Source organism: Anaerococcus marasmi (assembly GCF_900290195.1).
GTDB classification, from domain to species: Bacteria; Bacillota; Clostridia; order Tissierellales; family Peptoniphilaceae; genus Anaerococcus; species Anaerococcus marasmi.
The window spans coordinates 1,543,994-1,563,833 of record NZ_OLMF01000004.1; the positions used below are offsets into that span (position 1 = coordinate 1,543,994).

Consider the following 19,840-nt stretch of genomic DNA (forward strand, 5'->3'; position numbering starts at 1 on the left):
ATTTAAATATGAAATACAAAGACTATGTATATGGCTTTATGGCCGGAGTTATAGTTGGCCTTGGAGGAGTAATAAAATTAAGTCTTCCTTCAAAGGCCCTAGGCTCTTTCCTCTTTGCTGGAGCGCTTTTTATTATCTTAAGCCTAGAGTATTATCTTTTTACTGGCATGGTAGGATATTACTTTTATAAGGAAAGAAGGCCCTACAGATTAAAGTTAATTAAAGTGCTTTTAGGAAATCTCTTGGGGACTTTCACAGTAGCTAAAATGATTAGCCTAACAAGGTATGGCGAGAATTTAATCCATCTTGCAGAAAGGTCAGTTGCAATAAAAACATCGGATAATTTATTGAGTTTATTTATCCTAGCGATTTTTTGTAATATGTTTGTCACAAATGCTACTCATCAATTTAAGTACAATTCCTACCAAGTAGGAAAGTATTTAGCTATATTTATATCTATTATGACCTTTGTCCTATCAGGATTTGAGCATTCAATAGCAGATAGCTTTTACTTTTTCTTGGTAGGAAATATAAATCCTCGCGTTATAACTGTGTTTTTGATAGTTCTTTCGGGAAATATTGTTGGAGGATTAATTATACCTATGGTGGCTCTTTTCTACGATGAGAACTTTAGGCTTAAGGGATAAGTTTAACTTGGAGAAATTTTTAGAAAAAACAAGTGTTTTTGCTTGACATTCTTGCTTTATATAGTATATCTTGATATAATAAAATATATTAGTTTGAAGGGGGTGGATTTTCACTCCCTTCCTTATCTATTTTATTATTTTTACTTAAAAATTTTTAAGATTTATTATATAATAGTAAAAGAATATATATTTTGTAATTAATTAAAATTAAGGAGAATTAAATGGAAAACGTACGTGTAAGATTTGCACCATCACCAACAGGATATTTGCACATAGGAGGTCTTAGAACTGCTTTGTTCAACTACCTATACGCAAGACATACTGGTGGGGATATGCTTTTAAGAATTGAAGATACAGATAGGACTAGATTTGTAGAAGGAGCTTTGGAAAACCTCCTAAAGGCCCTTAAATGGTCTGGCATCGAAATCGACGAAGGAGTAATGCTAGACGAAAATGGCAAAGTTATCCAAAAGGGCGACTGTGGTCCATATATCCAATCTGAAAGAGTTGAAGAAGGTATCTATGATAAATACATCGACCAACTCATAGAAGAAGGCAAGGCTTACTATTGCTTCTGCTCACAAGAAAGAATCGACAAGGTACGTGACCAACAAAGAGCTGATGGACTTACACCAAAATATGACGGACTCTGCAGGTCAATTCCTCTAGAAGAAGCTAAAAAAAGAGTTGCAGCAGGGGAACCTCACACAGTTAGACTAAAACTTCCAGTAAACAGAGACATTACTTTTAACGATAAGATAAAGGGAAAGATCACCTTCAACACAGACGATCAAGACGACCAAGTCCTTATCAAAAGAGACGGCTTCCCTACCTATCACTTCGCGGTAGTAGTAGACGATCACTTGATGGGAATTACCCACGTAGTTCGTGGAGATGAGTGGGTTTCTTCAACTCCAAAACACGTTTACCTATACGAAGCTTTTGGCTGGAAGGCACCAGAATACATCCACCTACCAACCGTTCTTAACAAGGACCACAAGAAATATTCAAAGAGAAACGGAGACGGCATGGTAGAAGACTTCATCGAAGAAGGCTACATGCCAGAAGGACTTATCAACTTCCTAGCCCTACTCGGCTGGTCACCAGATAGCGAAGAAGAAATATTTACTATGAAACAATTGGCTGAACAATTCGACTTCGACAGAGTAAATAAGACCGGAGCAGTTTTTGATAAGAGAAAACTTGATTGGGTTAACGGCCACTATGTAAGAGACTTATCAGTAGATGAGCTTACAGAAAAAATCAAACCATACATGGTAAAATCTGGCCTAATAGACGAATCTTACCCAGAAGATAAATTAAAACTCTTAGCAGCAACTTGGCAATCAGCAATCGATAAGTTCTCAGATGCGCCAGAGTTATCAAAGAATTATTTCATAGCTGATAAGGATATGACTTGGGATGAGGAAGCTGTTGAGGCAATAAAGACAGATGATGCCAAAAAACTAATCGACTCCTTCCTAAATCATCTTGAAGAAATCGATGAAATCGACGAAGAATTTGCATCAACTATAATGAAGAAAATCCAAAAAGAAACAGGAATCAAGGGCAAGAACCTATGGTTCCCAGTAAGAGCTGCTATAACAGGCTCAGTTCATGGACCAGAACTATCTAATGCCTTCGTAATCATGGGCAAGGAAAAGATTAAAGAAAGATTAAATTACGTAAAGGAAAACTTTTAATGAAAATTCATAACACGCTTACAAGACAAAAAGAAGAATTTATCCCAATAGAAGAAAACAAAATAAGGATGTATGTCTGTGGGCCAACTGTTTATGATTATATGCACATTGGAAATGCTAGGCCTTTGGTTGTCTTCGATACTTTCAGACGCTACATGCAGTTTAAAGGCTTTGATGTAAAATACGTGGTAAACTTCACAGATGTAGACGATAAGATAATCAACAAATCTATCGATGAAGGAATCACCACCAAGGAAGTTACAGATAAGTATATAGCTGCCTACATGGAAGATGCCAAGGACTTAAATATAGATGAAGAAGATACCATCCACCCTAGGGCAACCGAGGTTATGGATGATATCATTAGCTTCGTCAAAGGCCTAGTCGATAAGGGTATGGCCTACGAATCAGAAGGAGATGTCTACTTCGACGTATCAAAGGCAGACGATTATGGTAAGCTTTCAGGCAAAAACATAGAAGATCTCATGCACGGAGCAAGTAACAGACTAGATTCTGCTGATGGCTCTAAGAAAAAATCCCCAGTAGATTTTGCCTTGTGGAAGAAAACTAAAAAAGAAGGCGAAATAAGCTGGCAATCTCCATGGGGAGAGGGAAGACCTGGCTGGCATATAGAATGCTCTACCATGAGTAAGAAAATCTTAGGAGAGACTATAGATATCCATGCCGGTGGAGAAGACTTAGAGTTTCCTCACCATGAAAATGAAATTGCTCAATCAGAAGGCCTTAATGGCAAGACCTTTGCCAATTACTGGATGCACAATGGGATGATCCAAGTTGACGGAACAAAGATGAGCAAGTCTTTGGGAAACTTCTTCACCCTTCATGATATCAAGAAGGAATACGACCTATCTATTATTAGATTCTGGCTACTTACAACAAATTACAGACAAACAATCAACTTCACAAGAGAAATAATAGAGCAGGCCAAGGCCTCCCTTCAAAGACTAACCAATGCTTACTTTAGACTAGAAGAACTGTTAGATAAGGCAGAGGACAAGGACCTATCAGAAGAAGAAAAAAGTCTCGAAAATGACCTTAAGGCCTTTAAGGATAAGTTTATCGAAGTGATGGATGATGACTTAAACACAGCGGATGCTATTACAGTTTTATTTGACATAGCAAAATTTGTAAATACAAAGCTCGATTTATCATCAAGTAAAGATCTTGTAGATAAAACTTATAAGCTCTACAAGGAGCTTTTCGAAAGCTTGGGCCTTCTTGCCAAGAAAAAAGAAGCTGATGTAGACGTATCTAAAATCGAAGAGCTAATAGCAAAAAGAAGCGAAGCTAAAAAGGCCAAGGACTTTGCTACAGCAGATAAAATCAGAGATGAGCTTTCTTCTATGGGAATTACTATCAAAGATACCAGAGAAGGTGTCAAGTGGGAGATTAGCTGATGGATAAGATATACGGAAGAAAGCCGGTTCTAGATACCTTAGATACAGACATCAAAGTCCATAAGGCCTATATCTTAAAGCAAAATTCCAAGCTAGTAGATAAGATAATAGATAAATTAAATCAAAAAAATATAGAAATATCCTTTGTAGATAAGAGATTTTTTGATAAGATAGATATGAACCACCAGGGCGTTATGCTTGAGGTCGAATCTTTTAAGTATTCTAGCTTGGAGGACTTATCTGATTCTTCAAGGCTTATAATCCTAGATAAAATCGAAGACCCTCACAACCTAGGCGCTATTATAAGGAGTGCAGAAAGCTTTGGCTTCGATGCAGTTATAATTCCAGAGAGAAGATCAGCTTCTGTAACATCTACAGTCTATAAGACTAGCGCTGGAGCTATTAATAATATCAAGGTAGTAAGGGTCACCAATCTAACTAGAACCATAAAGGACCTTAAGGACAAGGGATTTTGGGTCTATGGTCTTGCTGGAGAAGCCCACTCTGACATAAGTCATGCAGACCTAAGAGGTAAGGTAGCTCTCGTTGTAGGCAATGAGGGTGAAGGAATCTCTAGACTTGTGAGGGAGAATTGTGATATGCTTATAAATATACCAATGCTTGGGAGAGTTAATAGCTTAAATGCCTCTGTAGCGGCGGCGATTTCTATGTATGAGCTATTAAGACAAAATGGCTTTAACTAAGAAAAATATAACCTTTATTGATGGCTACAATGTCATAAATAAATGGAGTGAACTTAAAGAAATCAGTAGGATTGACCTGGCGGATGCAAGAGATAAACTCATAGAGGAGATGGCAGAATATAAGTCCCTATCGGGAGAAGAACTTATAATAGTCTTTGATGCTTACAATCTTGACAGGGTAAAAGAAACCATCATAGAAAAATATGGGATGGAGATTGTATTTACTAAAAGGTTTCAGACTGCTGATACCTACATAGAAAGAGAGCTCGCAAAGGCTAATAGGCATCATAATATCAAGGTAGTAACTGATGATGGCGCTATCCAAACCCAGGTGACAAGCAAGGGAGCAAGCAGGGTTACGGCCCTTGAATTAAGACAAGACCTAGATACTATGAGAGGAAAGATCAAAAGAAAAAGGAAAGAAGACTTCAACCAAAACTTCAAAACTTTCCCTATATCAGATAAGCTTTCTGATGTGATTGATAAAATAAAGGAAGATTTGGAAAATAAAAGTTAGGTAAATAAATTCAAATGGGTGATAAAATGGATAAAATAAATTTAAAAGATAAAAAAACCCTAGAGAAATTACAAGAGTATCTCAACTCAGAGGACTTGACCGAAGAGGAGATCATCTCAATTCTTGAAGGTTTAACAGAAGAAGAAAAAGATGAGATAATGGATATTATATCAGACGAAGTGGATGATGATGACGAAGACGATGACTTCGAAGAAAGAAATAAAAATGTATCAAAAACTTCAATCATGCCTATAAGCCGTCGTGATATGATAGAGCTATCAGACCTTACTAATGAGCAAATAGTGGAACAATTCCAAATAGGAAATCAGAATGCCCTAGCAGCCCTTGTAGAAAAAAACCAAGGACTTGTTAGAAGTAGGGCCTCATATTTCTTTAGATCTCACGGAAACGACCTAGACCTAGAGGACCTAGTACAATCAGGTATGCTCGGTATGATTCGTGCGGCAGAAAAGTTTGACCTATCCCTAGGCTATAAGTTTACAACCTATGCCTACAAGTGGATAGATAAGGCTATAAGAAAGGCCATCAACAAAGAAGGCCACACTATAAGAATACCTGCTGGTAAATACCTAAAGCTTAACAAGCTCAAGCAGATTCTTAAGGCAAATCCAGAAGCAAGTGATGAGGAACTTTATAGGATTTTGGAAAAGGAAGGAATCGATAAGAAACAAGCAGACGACCTTTTCCTAATCAACAGAAACCAAGTAAACTCCACATCCCTTAACATCAACCTAGACAGTGAGGATTCGACAGGTGATGAGCTTATGGATATGGTAGGAGATGAGTCAACTCCAGTCGATATGCTGATTTTAGAAAAAGACATGGAAAACTTCCTCCTAAAGGCTCTAGACCAACTAACTGATAGGGAAAAACAAATAATAATCTTTAGATACGGTCTAGATAACGAAAAGCCTAAGACCCTTGAAGAAATAGGTAAAATCTACGACTTATCTAGAGAGAGAATTAGACAAATTGAAAATCAAGCCTTGGGTAAACTAAAAGATTTTTCTGAAAGAGAAGAATAAAATCAAGTGGCAGAGAGTAAACTTTCGGCCACTTTTTTAGATTTTTATAAATACTAAATTTTCTTTCAAACAATTATGTAAAAAAATCCATCATTCGTTTAAATCTAGACGATTTTGCTTACTAGATAAAAAACGTTTGCATTTTTATTAATTATCTAGTACCATATAAATATATTATTAAAGAAAAGGAGGTACCTATGTACGAACAAAAAGTAACACTTTCTAATGAAATAGGTTTACATGCTAGACCAGCATCTATTTTTATCAGACAAGCCGTTAAGTTCCCATGTGACATCACAGTAGAGAAAGCTGGTAGGAGTTACAATGCAAAGTCTATCATGTCAGTTCTTAGCATGAGTGCTTCTAAAGGCGATGAGATAATTATTAGAGCAGACGGTGAATCAGAAAATGAAGCTGTAAGTGCACTCATTGACTTAGTTGAGAATAAACTTGCAGATTATTAATAATACTTTTACATAGGGGCTGTTGCAAAACTATGAATAATCATCGTACCATCGTTAGAAGGTTCTCTTAGGAAATTTTACCTCTCCTAGCCGGTAGGCCAATTGGCGCCTGCCGGCTGAAGGAGGCAAAATTGACGTGGAGGTTCTTCTAACGATAACGGTACGATTTATTCATTCTGCAACAGTCCCTTTTTGTGTTTAATTTTATATATGACAAGAATTACTTTCCATTGGGGAATTAGAAAATTTATCTAAGCTTACAAAGATTCATCTCAGATGTTTATTTTTACCTTTCTTTAGGGTAAATTGATTAGAGGGATAGTTGTATAATCCCTAGTAAAAGAGTATACTTTAAATAGATTTTTGAAAAAATAAAAAGAGGTGCAGATGACTAATTTATTAAAGATAGAAGATCTTCACGTATCTGTTGGAGATAAGAAGATTTTAGATGGTATAGATTTAGAAATAAATAAAGGTGAAGTTCACGTTGTAATGGGATCAAATGGTTCCGGTAAGTCAACCCTAATGAATACAATTATGGCTAACCCTGTCTATGAAGTTACAGAAGGTAAGATCTTCTTTGAAGGAGAAGATATCACTGAAGAATCAGTAGATAAGAGAGCTAGACGCGGTATTTTCATGAGTTTCCAACACCCAGATGAGATCCCTGGAGTAAAGCTTAATGACTTTTTGAGAATTTCCAAAGAGCAAAGAGAAGGAAAGAAGCCTTCAATCCTTGCCTTTAACAAGGAATTATCAAAAGAGATGAAAGATTTAAAACTTTCAGATGATTACGCTACAAGATATGTAAACGTAGGATTTTCTGGTGGTGAAAGAAAGAAATCGGAGATTCTTCAAATGAAGATGCTTAATCCAAAGCTTGCCCTCCTAGATGAGACAGATTCAGGTCTTGACGTGGATGCTGTAAGAATTGTAAGCGAAGGAATCAAGGACTTCTTAAGCGAGGATAATGCAGTTGTTATCATAACTCACCACAGAGAGTTACTTTCAAATATCAAGGCTGACTATGTACACATCCTAAAAGACGGCAAAATCCAAGAGACAGGCGACGATAGCCTAATGGATAAGATTGAAAAAGAAGGATACGAGTGGGTGTAAGATGAAAGAAATTAATATTGAAGATCAATTAAAGGAGCTCGATAGAGGATACTACGACTTCTTTAATGAATTTGAATATGCAGATATAACTGACAAGGGTATAAATGCTGATATAGTAAATGAGATTTCTAAGAAGAAAAACGAGCCAGACTGGATGAGAAGAAGGAGACTAAAGTCCCTTGCTCTTTTTGAAAAGATCGACAATCCTTCTTGGGGACCAGACCTTTCTGAGCTAAACATGGATGATATCACAACTTATGTTAAACCAAAGTCTGATAAGAAATCTAACTGGGAAGCTCTCCCAGAAGAGATCAGAGATACCTTCGATAGACTTGGAATACCTCAAGCTGAACAAGAGTCTCTTGCAGGTGTCGGTGCCCAATACGATAGTGAGGAAGTTTACCACTCAATCCAAAAACACCTATCTGATCAAGGGGTAATCTTTATGGACTTCTCATCAGCCCTTAGAGAGCATGAGGATATAGTAAAGGCTTATTTCCAAAAGGCCATCCCTCCAACCCTACACAAATACGCTGCCCTTCACGGCGCTGTATGGAGCGGAGGTTCCCTAATTTACGTTCCAGAAGGAGTTGAGGTAGATATTCCTCTCCAATCCTACTACAGGCTAAATGCTCCAGGAGCAGGCCAATTCGAGCATACTATGATTATAGCAGAAGATAATGCCAAGGTTCACTTTATCGAGGGCTGTTCTGCCCCAAGATATAATGTAGTTAACCTCCACGCAGGTTCTGTAGAAATCTTTGTCGGCAAAAACGCTGAAGTTAGATTTTCAACTATCGAAAACTGGTCAAGAAATATGTATAACCTAAACACCAAAAGAGCAATCGTCCAAGAAGGCGGCAAGGTGATTTGGGTATCAGGTTCTTTCGGATCTAAGGTTTCTATGCTTTATCCAACAAGCGTTCTTGCAGGAGAAGGAGCTAGTGCAGAATATACAGGAATTACTTTTGCATCTAACGGTCAATATATAGACAATGGTTGCTCTATGATTCATCTTGCTCCAAACACTTACTCAACAGCTCTTACAAAATCAATCACAGCAGGTTCTGGTAAGAGTATGACAAGATCTCTTGTTCAGATGAAGAAAAACTCAGCTGGTTCTAGATCGACAGTAGACTGTGAGAACCTTATGATTTCAGAAGAGTCTCAATCGGATACAATACCTGTATTAGATATAAGAAATGACGATGTAGATTGCGGCCACGAAGCCAAAATTGGATCAATAGATCAAGGACAAATCTTTTATCTAATGAGTAGGGGAATCCCTGAAGAAGAAGCTAAATCAATGATTGTAAGAGGTTTTGCTGAACCAATTTCTAGAGAGCTTCCACTAGAATATGCTGTCGAGATGAATCGTCTTATCGATATGGAATTGGAAGGAGCAAACGGCTGATGGCAAGAATTAACGAAATGAGAATGCCAACTTGGGCAAGTCTCGGACTAAATTATTTAAAAGAAGATAAAGTTAATATAGAAAATATAGAAGAAATCTCCAAGAAAGAAGAATCTTCAGGCATAAGCGAAGTCGAAGAAGCCTTTGAGGGCCACAAGGTCGGAATTTCTGAAAAAATCGAAAAAGAAAATAAAGATTTCAGAAACAGATCCTATGACTTTGATGTTAAGGGAGAAAGAGAAACAGAATATATAGAATTTGACCTAAAGAAAGACGACAATATCCTAGTTTCTAACATAGATATCAAGGCGAGTGAAGCTAGCAGGTCATCATTTTTGATAAATATCTTCGATGATGGTTCAGAAAAGATCTTCCTTAACTCAAGAATTAGGGCCAAACTTGATAAGAATTCCTATGTCAAAATTGTTGTAGTTACAAATCTTGGAAAAAATGCTACAAACCTAAACTCTATTGGAACTTACCTTGCCGACGACGCTATATTAGATATCACATATATAGAGGTTGGAGCTGGCAAAAGCCTTGTAAATATTGACAATATCCTTAAGGGAGATAGGTCTCAGGTCATCCAAAAGGGAGTTTACTTCAAAGAAGGAGATGACTTCCTAGACCTATTAGCTACCAACGAGCACTTCGGAACAGATACTGACTCAGAATGTATGTTCAACGGTGCCCTAAAGGATAGGGCTGAGAAGAACTTCAAGGGAGTGGTTGATCTAAGAAGAGGCTGCCACAAGGCAGACGGAAAAATTGGCGACTATTCTATGATGCTTTCAGATGATGTAATCAATAAGTCTGCTCCAATCCTTCTAAACGAGGAAAGGGAAGTTGCTGGAAACCACGCAGCAAGTGTAGGTAGACTAAATAAGGAAATGCTATTTTACATCATGAGCCGTGGCTTTAGCAAGAAGCAAGCCGAAGCTATGATGCTTGAAGCAAACTTCGCTCCAGCTATTGATAATATTGAAGATGAAGCTTTGAGAGATAAGATTAGAGAAAAAGTTCACCAAATGAACCTAGGATACGACCTATGATTGATGTAGAAAAAATTAGAGCTGACTTTCCCTACCTTGATAGCGAAAGGGTGGGAAAGGAAGTTATTTACTTAGATACAGGAGCGACAAGCCAGAAGCCAGCCTATGTAATTGATGCAGTTGACGAATACTACAGATATTCTAACGCCAACCCTCACAGGGGAGCCCACTTTCTAAGCTGGAAGGCGACAGAAGCTTACGAGGAAACAAGGGAAGTTGTCAAAGATTTCATAGGAGCTAGAAAATCTTCCGAGATTGTATTTACAAGATCAACCACAGAGGCCCTAAACCTTTTGGCCTACTCTTATGGACTAAATAATCTGAAGGAAGATGATGAGATCCTAATCACAATCCTAGACCATCATGCAAATCTAGTTCCATGGCAAATGGTGGCAAAAAAGACTGGGGCAAAACTAATCTATGCCTACCTAAATGAGGACTACAGCCTAGACTACGACGATTTGAAAAGCAAAATCAACGAGAAGACTAAGATAGTTTCTGTAACTGGAGCAAGCAATGTTACAGGAGAGCTTATCGATTCAAAGCTTATTACTAAATGGGCCCACGAAGTAGGAGCTATATCAATAGTAGACGGAGCCCAACTTATCCCTCATGTAAAGACAGATGTGAAGGATATAGATTGTGATTTCTTAGCCTTTTCAGGACACAAGATGTTCTCTCCTATGGGAATCGGAGTCCTTTACGGAAAATACGAGCTTTTAGATAAGCTTGAGCCTTTTAACTACGGTGGAGATATGATAGAATATGTCTATGAACAAGAGTCCACTTTCCAAGAGCCACCTATCAAATTTGAAGCTGGAACTCCAAATGTAGGAGGAGTCCTTGGATTAAAAGCTGCGATTGAGTATGTAGAAAAAATCGGCATGGATGAGATATTTGCCTATGAGCATGAATTAACTTCCTATGCCTATGATTTGATAAAGGATATCCCAAATATCAAAATCTTCTATCCGACAAATGGCAAGGCAGGATCTGTAATATCATTTACCTTTACAGACATCCATCCACACGATATAGCTACAATCCTTGATAGCAAGGGAATAGCTGTAAGAAGCGGCCACCATTGTGCTATGCCACTTCACGGATATCTAGGTATATCTGCAACAGCTAGAGCATCATTTTCTATATACAATACCAAGGAAGAAGCAGAGACTTTTGCTCGCGAGTTAAAGAATGTAAGAAAGGTTATGGGCCTATAATGAATATGGAAGAAATTTATAGTCAAATAATACTAGATCATTCAAGAAATCAAGCTAACAAACACGACTTAGAAGATGCGGATATCACTGAGCCAGGCCACAATCCATCCTGTGGGGACGAGATCGTCCTCCAATTAAAGATGGATGGAGATGTCATAAAAGATGCAGCCTTCACGGGAGATGGCTGTGCCATAAGCCAAGCTGCAACTAGCGTCATGTGCGATATTATAGTTGGAAAGACTAAGGAAGAAGCCAAGAAGCTTGCTGATATCTACGTAAGAATGATCAAAAGAGAAGATGTTACAGATGAAGAGTTAGAGCTTTTAGAAGATGCGGTAGCCTTCAGGAACATCCAAAACATGCCACAAAGAGTAAAGTGTGCCCTCCTATCATGGAAGACACTTGACCAGACTATTTAAGATGAATTTGAAAAACTTTGAATTGATGGAATTTATAACGAGCCTTATATCTTCTATCCTTTTATACATCCTAACTATTCATCAATATCTAAATTCTAAGCCATTTTTTTGGCTAGTATTAATAGCAGCTCTTCTAATGAGCGCTAATTCCTATGTAAAATACAGAAAAATAAAAGAGTCCAAGTAGGGCTCTTAGAGTGTAGACAAAGTAACTTCAATCGAAATTTATTTTATCGTTAAGTTACCCTTATCTCGACTAGTTAAATGTGCCTTAACTGGCACATTTAACCCTAAAACAAAAAGCTAGAGATATACACTAGTATTTTCTGATATGTTTTAGTGAGAGTGAAACGAACGCATGGAGAGATCTCATTAGATTTCTCCGCTCACTCCGTACTCTGACTCGTTACTTAGTAACTTTTCCGTGCTACGCACTAGTAAGAGGGGTAAATAGCCAATTCAATGGCTATTTACCTGGTCGAAATAAGGGTTATCTTGATTTTGTCTACAGCCTGAGAGTCCAAGTAGGGCTCTTTTTTAGTTAAAAAGTTTATAATCACTCAGCTCATCTAACCTAGTCATTACTAAATTTTTAAATTCATTATCGAACTCTCCGGATATGACACTATCTGCAATCAAATATATAATCTCATCAGGGATAGATTCTCCCATATTTTTTATATCTTTAAGAGTATCTAGTTGGTCCAATATTTCAATCATCATATCTCCTATAGAGGAATCATTATAAGGATTTCCACTAAACTTAGCATCAAATTCACGCCTGGTCATTTCCAATTCGTACAAATCTTTATCAAGAACCAAGTCGATTTTTAGACTCATACAGGTATCCTCTAACAAAAAGTATGTTCTTTTATCGCTGACACTTATCTTTACCGGTTTAAGTCCTTCTTTCATTATGCTTTCTAAGAAATTATTGACTGCGGCGTTTGGATTTTTCCTATAATTTTTAATGGGCTTAACGGGGATAATAGTCCCACGTCTCTTCTCCAAGGCTAAAAGAAGTTGAGGATAATAGGGGTCTGAGCCCTTTTCATATACAGGACTTGATAAGGCTATTAGCTTACATTCCACGTCAGTTTTCTTTCTCAGTTTCTTTAATTTCTTCGCTGTACTCATATATACCATATCTGCCCTAGTATAGAAGCTATTATTTTTCCAATCTATGTCAATGGTATCACTAAGTACATATTTGCCATTTAACTTCTCCAATAAGATTAGCTTATCTTCCAGAGGCATTATTCCAAGTCCGATATCTTTGGGGCTTTTTTCTTCTAAAATATCAGCTAGAGCTAGGCTTGCTTCTAGGGCCTGTTCTATATAGTGGTAGTCTTCCTTTTTATTAAACTCAACCATAGGAGCAAAGGGGGTAGATTTTCTAAAATAAGGCATAGACAAAGACCCTCTTATATTTAAGGAATTTTTCTTCTTATAGGCTTTAATGTCATCGGCCTCTTTTTTTGTAATATCAATCCTATTTCCAAGCACTAGTTGATAATAAGTAGAATCGAGAGTTGATAGGAACTTATCATAATCTGAGACTATATCATCTATTTCGAAAATATCTTGAAAATATAAGATACTTTCAAGACCAGGATATAAGTTTATAGAATTGTATTCTCCAGAAGATCCTAAAATACTTACAAGGCCAATTTGTCCATCATCTAGTTTGATTGCGAAAATGTTATTGTCGTCAATCCTTGTCCATAATTTCTTCTTCTTGTATGCGAAAGCGAGCTTATAATATTTGTCCAAATTTTCCATAGCGTATCCTTCTTTCTAAACTCTTATAATATTCCTACTTTTGTAGTTTATTATATCAATAAAATTCGCTTTGTTAAAGACCTTACATAAAGAAAAATTTGAAAAATATAAAAAATTATCTTATAATGTAAATAGCTAGGGGTGCAATAGCTGAGAGATGGAATTATCCATTAACCCTTTAAACTTGTTAGGTTAAAACCTGCGTAAGAAAGCTAAGTTATTATAAAGCAAAAGTTTAAAGACCCCTAGAAGGGGTCTATTTTTATACTTAAAATATAGCTGATTGCGTAAGCAATCTACAACTTTTATGAAGAAACCGCGAAGCGAGTTTCTACCTTATTTGCGCCCTCGCAAGGCCGCCCGGGGTTGATGGGAAAAGAGGGCCCGGGAGAAAACCGGACGGGGCATGCGGAAAGCCCCGAGAGGTTGTCTCCCGGAGGTTCGAAGAGAAACATTTAGTATAGTATAGGATCCTATTGATGAAGTTTATGATAAAATAATAAAAAATATGAATTTTTTGAGTGTTTTGGCACAAAGGGGCATACCACCTCGGGTATGGTTGTCCTTTCTGTGCCTTTTTTTGAGGAGGTGATTTTGTGATTAAGTTAAACGATAAGGAAGTGACTTTTCTTGAAGGGGAAAATCTTAAAGATTTTCTTTTAAGGAATAATTATGACCCAGATTTTCTTGCTTGCGAAGTAAATAGTAAGCTTGTAAAGAAAGTAGACTTTGAAGACTTTATAGTTGAAGATGAATCAAATATAGAGGTTTTTTCCTTTGTAGGAGGGGGTTGATATGAATTTAAGAGAAGAAATTTTACAAAGACAAGAGCCTAGTGTGAATAAAATATTGGAAAAAGCGTCGGTTTCAATTCTTGGTTGCGGAGGCTTAGGTTCTAATATAGCTATGGAGTTAAGTAGATGTGGAGTTGGAAACATTCATATCTATGATTTCGATAAGGTCGAGTATTCAAACCTAAACAGACAGAATTACGGTATTGATGACCTAGGAAAGTCTAAGGTAGAGCAAACTAAAAAAAAAATAAAAGAAGCCATTCCCTATGTTAATATCTATGAGCATGATATAAAAATAAATTGGGACAATCTAGATGTAATTAGTCAAAAGACTGATATTTTCATTGAAGCATTTGATAAAAAAGAAATGAAGTCTTTAGTTTTTGATTATTTTTTAGGAAAAAAAGGCAAGAAACTTATAATTGCATCGGGACTTTCTGGACTAGCTGGGCTAGAAGATATAAAAATCAAACAGATTGACAATGTGACTATGATAGGTGACTTTAAGACAAGCCCTGAAAGCGGGCTCTATTTACCGCGTGTTGCTGTTATTGCAAGCCTTGAAGCCCTCTATGCTGTTAACACTATAATAGGAGAAGCGAATGGAAAATAAAGATTATCTAGTTTTGGGAGATAAGAAGTTTGAGTCCAGATTTATCTTAGGATCTGGTAAATACTCACCAGAATTAATCGATGCTGCAGTAGAATCTGCAGGAGCCGAGATGATTACAGTAGCTCTAAGGCGAGCTAATACCAAGGATGTTGCTAATATTTTAAACTATATACCAAAGGAAGTTACAATAATTCCTAACACATCTGGAGCAAGAAATGCAGATGAGGCAATTAGGATAGCAAGACTTGCTAGAGAGATGGGATGCGGTAATTTCGTAAAAATTGAAATCATGAGAGATAGCAAATATCTCTTGCCAGATAATGCCGAAACCCTAAAGGCAACTAAGGTCCTTGCGGGGGAAGGCTTCGTAGTTCTTCCTTATATGTACCCAGACCTAAACTTTGCAAGAGACTTAAGGGATGCGGGAGCTAGCTCAATCATGCCTCTGGGAAGTCCTATAGGATCAAATAGGGGCCTTGCTACCAAGGACTTTATCAAAATCATAATAGATGAGATTGATCTTCCTGTAATTGTCGATGCGGGAATTGGAGTTCCAAGCCATGCTTCAGAAGCCATGGAGATGGGAGCTGATGCTATTATGGCCAATACTGGAATTGCTAGCGCATCTGATATTACTATGATGGCAAAAGCCTTCAAGCTTGGAATCGAAGCAGGAAGATGCGCCTACCTTGCAAGACCAGGTAGAGTTTTAGATAAGGGTGCTGATCCATCATCACCACTAAGGGACTTTTTTGACTGATATGAATATTAAAAGCGTAAATGATTATTTTCCAGAAATGGATATAATTGACTCAGATATAAAAGAAAGAATCGAGAAAGCTTACGATGTAGTAAAAGATACCGAGGTAAGTGAGACAGACGTTCTAGCTAGTCTTAATAAGAAAAATCTTTCAGAAAGAGACTTCTACAATCTCCTAAGCGATAAGGCAGAAGATCATTTAGAAGAGATGGGAGAGCTTGCTAGAGAAGCTAGGATTAGATATTTTGGTAATAATGTCAGCTTATTTTCTCCGATCTATATAGCTAACTATTGCGAGAACTCTTGCAGATATTGTGGTTTTAGGGCAAAAAGCGATATCAAAAGAGCTAAGCTTAACCTAGAAGAGATCGAGGAAGAGATGAAGGCTTTGGCAGAAACTGGGATTGAAGATGTTCTAATCCTCACTGGTGAAAGCGAGAGATTTTCTTCTGTAGATTATATAGCAGATGCTTGTAGGATTGCCAGCAAATATTTTAAGGTGGTAGGAATAGAAGTCTATCCAGCCAATGTTTCCTCTTATGAGAAATTAAGAGAGGCTGGAGCGGATTTCGTTACAGTTTTTCAGGAATCCTACAACAAGAAAGCTTTCGACTACTATCATCCATCAGGGCATAAGCGAAGCTTTAACTATAGAATCGATACCCAAGAGCGCGCCCTTATGGCAGGCTTTAGGGGAGTGGGCTTTGGGGCTCTCTTTGGACTTTCTGATCCTATAGAAGATGCCTTTAAGCTTGCCATCCATGCCAAGGAAGTTCAAAGGAAATATCCTAAGGCAGAAATTGCAATCTCTCTTCCAAGGATTAGGCCAACCCACGGGGCGGATGATACTCTAGACTTTAATATCGTAGATGATAAGAAGTTCTTCCAAATAATGCTTGCAATTAGAATATTTTTGCCTTTTGCCTCTATTACCCTTTCAACACGTGAGTCGAAAGACTTTAGGGACTTGGCTGTGAAATATGCTGCGACTAAAATCTCTGCCTCAGTAGATACTTCTATAGGACACAGGTCAAAGAAAAGTGCTGATGAAGGAGATGAGCAGTTTGAGATTGACGATAGCCGTTCTACCGAAGAAGCTTTCGAAGACCTCAAGAAAATTGGCATGACACCAGTCTTTACTGATTATATTAATTTATAGGAGAAGTATGGAAAACAAAAGAAAAATCCTAATACTAGTAACTATGTCCATGTTTGTAGCAATCGGAGTTGTTATCTCTCCAATCCTAAGGTTTGAGGGCTTCGCCCCTACAGCTCACTTTGTGAATATAGTATGCTCAGTCTTTCTAGGACCTTGGTATAGCTTACTAAACGGAATTATCACAGCTGCTATCCGCATGAGTCTTATGGGAATCCCTCCTCTTGCCATAACAGGACAAGTCTTTGGAGCCTTCTTGTCAGGCTTTCTTTACAGAAAGAGCAAGGGCTCAATCCTTGCTTGTGTAATTGGAGAGATTATAGGAACAGGAATTATCGGATCAATAGCCTCCTACCCAGTCATGGCCCTTCTTTGGGGCAAGGGAGATATCACCTGGTACTTCTACCTTCCAAGCTTTTTGATAGCTACACTTATAGGAGGAACGGTAGCTTTTATCTTCCTAAAGACCCTACAAAGAGCCAAGGCTCTCTATCCAATCCAAAAGAAATTAGGAGTTAATGTCTATGAAAAATCTAAATCAGATTTTGCTAAATAGGAAGAAGTTAGAAGATACTTCGCCCCTAATCCATGCCATAACCAATCCCATAGCCATAACCATGGTGGCAAATGGGATTCTTGCAACTGGTGCTAAGGCTATTTGCGCAGCTCATCCTGATGAAGTTTCGGAAATTGTAAATATGTCCAAGGCCTTAAGTCTTAATTTGGGTAATATAACAAGTGAGAGAATGGTCGCTATGAGAAAGGCTAGCCAATGTGCTAGTAAGAGAAACATTCCCCTAGCCCTAGATGCGGTGGGAGTTGGAGCTTCCACCCTTCGTCTGACCTATGCCAAGGACCTTTTGGGAAAATATCATTTCGATTTGATAAAGGGAAATAGCTCGGAGATTAAGGCCCTAGCTGGAGAAAAAAGCGAGGCTTTGGGCATAGATGTAGGAAAGAATGATGAGATAAGAGAAGGAAATATAGAAAGTCTCGCCCAAATAGGAAGAAGGCTCTATGAAAAATATAAGTCGACTATCCTAATTACAGGTAAATCCGATCTTTTAGTAACTAGGGATAGGTATTTCGTAGTAAATAATGGAGTAGAAAATCTTTCCAGAATCACTGCTACAGGTTGTATGCTTACAGGTATAATTTCAAGCTTTATGGCTGTTACAGATCCCCTAGAGGCATCCCTTATGGGCTTACTCCTCCTTGAAGTTTCTGCAGAGATGGCAAATACCGATAGGCTAGGAACATTTCTTGTAAATCTCATGGATGAAGTTTCTACGATAGAAGATGAAGTTATAAGCAGGAGAGCTGATATAAGAGAGGTAGAATTTTGACAAAACTTTACTTAGTAACAAATTCAGATAAATATGACGAAGAAGAATTCCTAAGAAGGATAGAAGAGGCCCTAAGGGGTGGAGTAGACATCCTCCAGCTTAGGGAAAAAGATAGACCTGATAGGGAAATTTTAGAACTAGGGAAAAAGGTAAAGGCTCTTTGTGATAAACACAAAGTCCCTATGCTAATTGACGATAAGGCCCACCTGGCCTGGGCTCTGGGAGTAGGAGTCCACCTAGGCCAAGAAGACATGCCAGTAGATCTAGCAAGAAAGCTTCTAGGAAAAGATGCCCTAATCGGAGCGACTGCAAAGTCTGTCGAAGCGGCCCAAAAGGCGGAAAAGGACGGAGCGGACTATCTTGGAGTAGGGGCAATCTTTGATACCAAAACCCACGTCAAGACCAAAAGGACCAGTGTAGAAACTTTTAAAGAAATAAAAAACAAGGTAGGCATAGATGTCTACGCCATAGGAGGACTCAATACCAGTAATATCGACGTCCTAAAATCTTCTGGGGCAGATGGCATATGTGTAGTAAGGGCCATAATGGATAGCCCAAATGTCTACGAAGATACAAAAAAGCTTAAGGAGAAAATGGAAGATATTTTAGGCTAGATCAATTAGCCTTTAGAGATCCGTATTTAGCTTAAGTTTATCAATGAATTTATAGGATAGACTTAAAATAAAAATCGTCCCATTATTAGACTTTGATCTAGCTAATAATTGAGACGATTATTTTTCTTTATTAAATTTCTATAGATTTTATAAAAATTCCACTTCCTTTTCATCAATGACCTTACAAGGAACTCCAACTCTAGCTGCTTCTTTCACTTCACCAAATCCTTCGAGTCTATCTCTAAAGTAGAGAAATCTCTTAAGGTTAGCCATAGAGTCGGTAATATTGTAAAAGCTAACTCCCTTGTACTTATCTGGATTTTTGTCATAATCTGCCATTATTAAAGTACAATCCGGACACTTATCACTTACAAAAATTTCAATCTTTCCCATAATTATTCCTCCTATATCTCACATATCTAAAAGATACCCCATTTTCTTCCATAATATCAGATTCTTCGCTTAGGGACCAGTCCTCATCTTGGTCAAAATTATGGAGGAAACTATCGGCCTTTTTCTCAGCGTTAATCTTGGTTATAATGGCCTCATTGCAATATTCTAGGAAGATTTCTACTATCTTCTCCCCGCCTATAACAAAGACTTCCTCAGATCTTTCCTTGACATAGGCTAAGACATCCCTGTAGTTTGTAAATACCCTCGCATCTTTTGCCTTATAATCCCTATTTCTAGAAAGGACTATATTTTCCCTATGAGGAAGGGCGCCACCCATGGACTCATAGGTTTTTCTGCCCATGATACAGATATTTCCTAAAGTATAGGACTTAAAATGCTTAAGGTCCCTTCTTATATGAAAAAGCATCTTTCCATCTTTGCCTATGCCCCAATTCTTATCGACTGCCAAAATAATTTTCATATTAACTCCTTAGTCTCATTATATCATCTTAGACAAAGATTTGTAGGTAAACATTATCTTTGTTTTTAGCCGAATCCTATAAATTAGCTGATGAAAATGTTTGATTTTGTAAGAAAGTGTTGACAAACTTTCACTTTTCATATATATTTGAAGCAAAAGAAGAAAAAGCGAGGAGATA

General features: G+C 37.6%; 22 protein-coding genes and 1 riboswitch. Of the genes, 19 read left to right on the forward strand and 3 right to left on the reverse strand.

All coding sequences use genetic code 11. The features are described 5' to 3' along the window. The first annotated feature begins 8 nt into the window (after positions 1 to 8). The 12 genes from C7D97_RS07910 to sufU all read left to right on the forward strand — a co-directional run bounded on the left by C7D97_RS07910 (position 9) and on the right by sufU (position 11,723). Positions 9 to 647 carry a formate/nitrite transporter family protein gene (locus tag C7D97_RS07910; RefSeq protein WP_105301520.1) on the forward strand — a complete coding sequence of 213 codons (639 nt, stop codon included), beginning with the start codon at positions 9 to 11 and terminating at the stop codon, positions 645 to 647. Positions 648 to 868: 221 nt separating this feature from the next. Next, the gene (gltX, locus tag C7D97_RS07915; protein WP_105301521.1) at positions 869 to 2,350 is read left to right on the forward strand and encodes a glutamate--tRNA ligase; all 1,482 of its coding nucleotides are present in this window, start codon (positions 869 to 871) and stop codon (positions 2,348 to 2,350) included. Then, a complete protein-coding gene (cysS, locus tag C7D97_RS07920) occupies positions 2,350 to 3,768 on the forward strand; it encodes a cysteine--tRNA ligase (RefSeq protein ID WP_105301522.1) in 1,419 nt (472 codons plus the stop codon). The genes gltX and cysS overlap by 1 nt, the downstream gene beginning before the upstream one ends. Then, a complete protein-coding gene (gene rlmB, locus C7D97_RS07925) occupies positions 3,768 to 4,472 on the forward strand; it encodes a 23S rRNA (guanosine(2251)-2'-O)-methyltransferase RlmB (RefSeq protein ID WP_105301523.1) in 705 nt (234 codons plus the stop codon). Before cysS ends, rlmB begins: the two co-directional genes overlap by 1 nt. Continuing rightward, positions 4,459 to 4,989, forward strand: coding sequence for a YacP-like NYN domain-containing protein (locus C7D97_RS07930; RefSeq protein ID WP_105301524.1), 531 nt, complete (start codon positions 4,459 to 4,461; stop codon positions 4,987 to 4,989). Before rlmB ends, C7D97_RS07930 begins: the two co-directional genes overlap by 14 nt. 14 nt (positions 4,990 to 5,003) lie before the next feature. Further along, a complete protein-coding gene (locus tag C7D97_RS07935; protein WP_420807422.1) occupies positions 5,004 to 6,035 on the forward strand; it encodes a sigma-70 family RNA polymerase sigma factor in 1,032 nt (343 codons plus the stop codon). Positions 6,036 to 6,232: 197 nt separating this feature from the next. Continuing rightward, on the forward strand, positions 6,233 to 6,499 hold the full coding sequence (locus C7D97_RS07940) for an HPr family phosphocarrier protein (RefSeq protein ID WP_105301525.1): 267 nt from the start codon (positions 6,233 to 6,235) through the stop codon (positions 6,497 to 6,499). 387 nt (positions 6,500 to 6,886) lie between these two features. After that, the gene (gene sufC / locus C7D97_RS07945; protein WP_105301526.1) at positions 6,887 to 7,618 is read left to right on the forward strand and encodes a Fe-S cluster assembly ATPase SufC; all 732 of its coding nucleotides are present in this window, start codon (positions 6,887 to 6,889) and stop codon (positions 7,616 to 7,618) included. A gap of 1 nt (position 7,619) precedes the next feature. Further along, the gene (sufB, locus tag C7D97_RS07950) at positions 7,620 to 9,032 is read left to right on the forward strand and encodes a Fe-S cluster assembly protein SufB (RefSeq protein WP_105301527.1); all 1,413 of its coding nucleotides are present in this window, start codon (positions 7,620 to 7,622) and stop codon (positions 9,030 to 9,032) included. Then, positions 9,032 to 10,084, forward strand: a complete 1,053-nt coding sequence (locus C7D97_RS07955) for a SufD family Fe-S cluster assembly protein (RefSeq protein ID WP_105301528.1) — start codon at positions 9,032 to 9,034, stop codon at positions 10,082 to 10,084. The genes sufB and C7D97_RS07955 overlap by 1 nt, the downstream gene beginning before the upstream one ends. Further along, positions 10,081 to 11,304 carry a cysteine desulfurase gene (locus C7D97_RS07960; protein ID WP_275886692.1) on the forward strand — a complete coding sequence of 408 codons (1,224 nt, stop codon included), beginning with the start codon at positions 10,081 to 10,083 and terminating at the stop codon, positions 11,302 to 11,304. Before C7D97_RS07955 ends, C7D97_RS07960 begins: the two co-directional genes overlap by 4 nt. After that, entirely contained in the window at positions 11,304 to 11,723 is a 420-nt protein-coding gene (gene sufU / locus C7D97_RS07965) for a Fe-S cluster assembly sulfur transfer protein SufU (RefSeq protein ID WP_105301529.1), read from the forward strand. The genes C7D97_RS07960 and sufU overlap by 1 nt, the downstream gene beginning before the upstream one ends. Before the next feature lie 537 nt (positions 11,724 to 12,260). Here sufU and C7D97_RS07975 read toward each other — a convergent pair. Beyond that, complete coding sequence (locus C7D97_RS07975) at positions 12,261 to 13,505, reverse strand: DUF6930 domain-containing protein (RefSeq protein ID WP_105301530.1); 1,245 nt, start codon at positions 13,503 to 13,505, stop codon at positions 12,261 to 12,263. Positions 13,506 to 13,632: 127 nt separating this feature from the next. Next, a riboswitch (TPP riboswitch) is annotated at positions 13,633 to 13,732 on the forward strand. A 369-nt stretch (positions 13,733 to 14,101) separates the two neighbouring features. On the opposite strand from C7D97_RS07975, the gene thiS reads away from it, so the two are divergent. Genes thiS through thiE form a run of 7 tightly spaced genes read left to right on the forward strand, consistent with a single transcriptional unit; the run spans position 14,102 to position 18,788 of the window. Next, on the forward strand, positions 14,102 to 14,299 hold the full coding sequence (thiS, locus tag C7D97_RS07980; protein WP_105301531.1) for a sulfur carrier protein ThiS: 198 nt from the start codon (positions 14,102 to 14,104) through the stop codon (positions 14,297 to 14,299). Between the two features lies 1 nt (position 14,300). Continuing rightward, a complete protein-coding gene (gene thiF, locus C7D97_RS07985; protein ID WP_105301532.1) occupies positions 14,301 to 14,912 on the forward strand; it encodes a sulfur carrier protein ThiS adenylyltransferase ThiF in 612 nt (203 codons plus the stop codon). Then, positions 14,902 to 15,672 (forward strand): thiazole synthase, encoded by a 771-nt coding sequence (locus C7D97_RS07990; RefSeq protein WP_105301533.1) that lies wholly within the window; start codon positions 14,902 to 14,904, stop codon positions 15,670 to 15,672. Before thiF ends, C7D97_RS07990 begins: the two co-directional genes overlap by 11 nt. A 1-nt stretch (position 15,673) precedes the next feature. Beyond that, positions 15,674 to 16,831: a 2-iminoacetate synthase ThiH gene (thiH, locus tag C7D97_RS07995; RefSeq protein WP_205408059.1), complete on the forward strand. Its 1,158-nt coding sequence runs from the start codon at positions 15,674 to 15,676 to the stop codon at positions 16,829 to 16,831. A gap of 7 nt (positions 16,832 to 16,838) precedes the next feature. Beyond that, positions 16,839 to 17,384: an energy coupling factor transporter S component ThiW gene (gene thiW, locus C7D97_RS08000; protein ID WP_105301535.1), complete on the forward strand. Its 546-nt coding sequence runs from the start codon at positions 16,839 to 16,841 to the stop codon at positions 17,382 to 17,384. Continuing rightward, the gene (gene thiM, locus C7D97_RS08005) at positions 17,353 to 18,174 is read left to right on the forward strand and encodes a hydroxyethylthiazole kinase (RefSeq protein WP_105301536.1); all 822 of its coding nucleotides are present in this window, start codon (positions 17,353 to 17,355) and stop codon (positions 18,172 to 18,174) included. The genes thiW and thiM overlap by 32 nt, the downstream gene beginning before the upstream one ends. Next, positions 18,171 to 18,788: a thiamine phosphate synthase gene (thiE, locus tag C7D97_RS08010; protein ID WP_105301537.1), complete on the forward strand. Its 618-nt coding sequence runs from the start codon at positions 18,171 to 18,173 to the stop codon at positions 18,786 to 18,788. The genes thiM and thiE overlap by 4 nt, the downstream gene beginning before the upstream one ends. Positions 18,789 to 18,935: 147 nt before the next feature. Here thiE and C7D97_RS08015 read toward each other — a convergent pair whose 3' ends face one another. Both C7D97_RS08015 and C7D97_RS08020 read right to left on the reverse strand, forming a co-directional pair. Continuing rightward, the gene (locus C7D97_RS08015) at positions 18,936 to 19,181 is read right to left on the reverse strand and encodes a hypothetical protein (protein WP_015778544.1); all 246 of its coding nucleotides are present in this window, start codon (positions 19,179 to 19,181) and stop codon (positions 18,936 to 18,938) included. Then, a complete protein-coding gene (locus C7D97_RS08020; protein WP_105301538.1) occupies positions 19,168 to 19,662 on the reverse strand; it encodes a dihydrofolate reductase in 495 nt (164 codons plus the stop codon). Before C7D97_RS08020 ends, C7D97_RS08015 begins: the two co-directional genes overlap by 14 nt. Positions 19,663 to 19,840 lie beyond the last annotated feature (178 nt).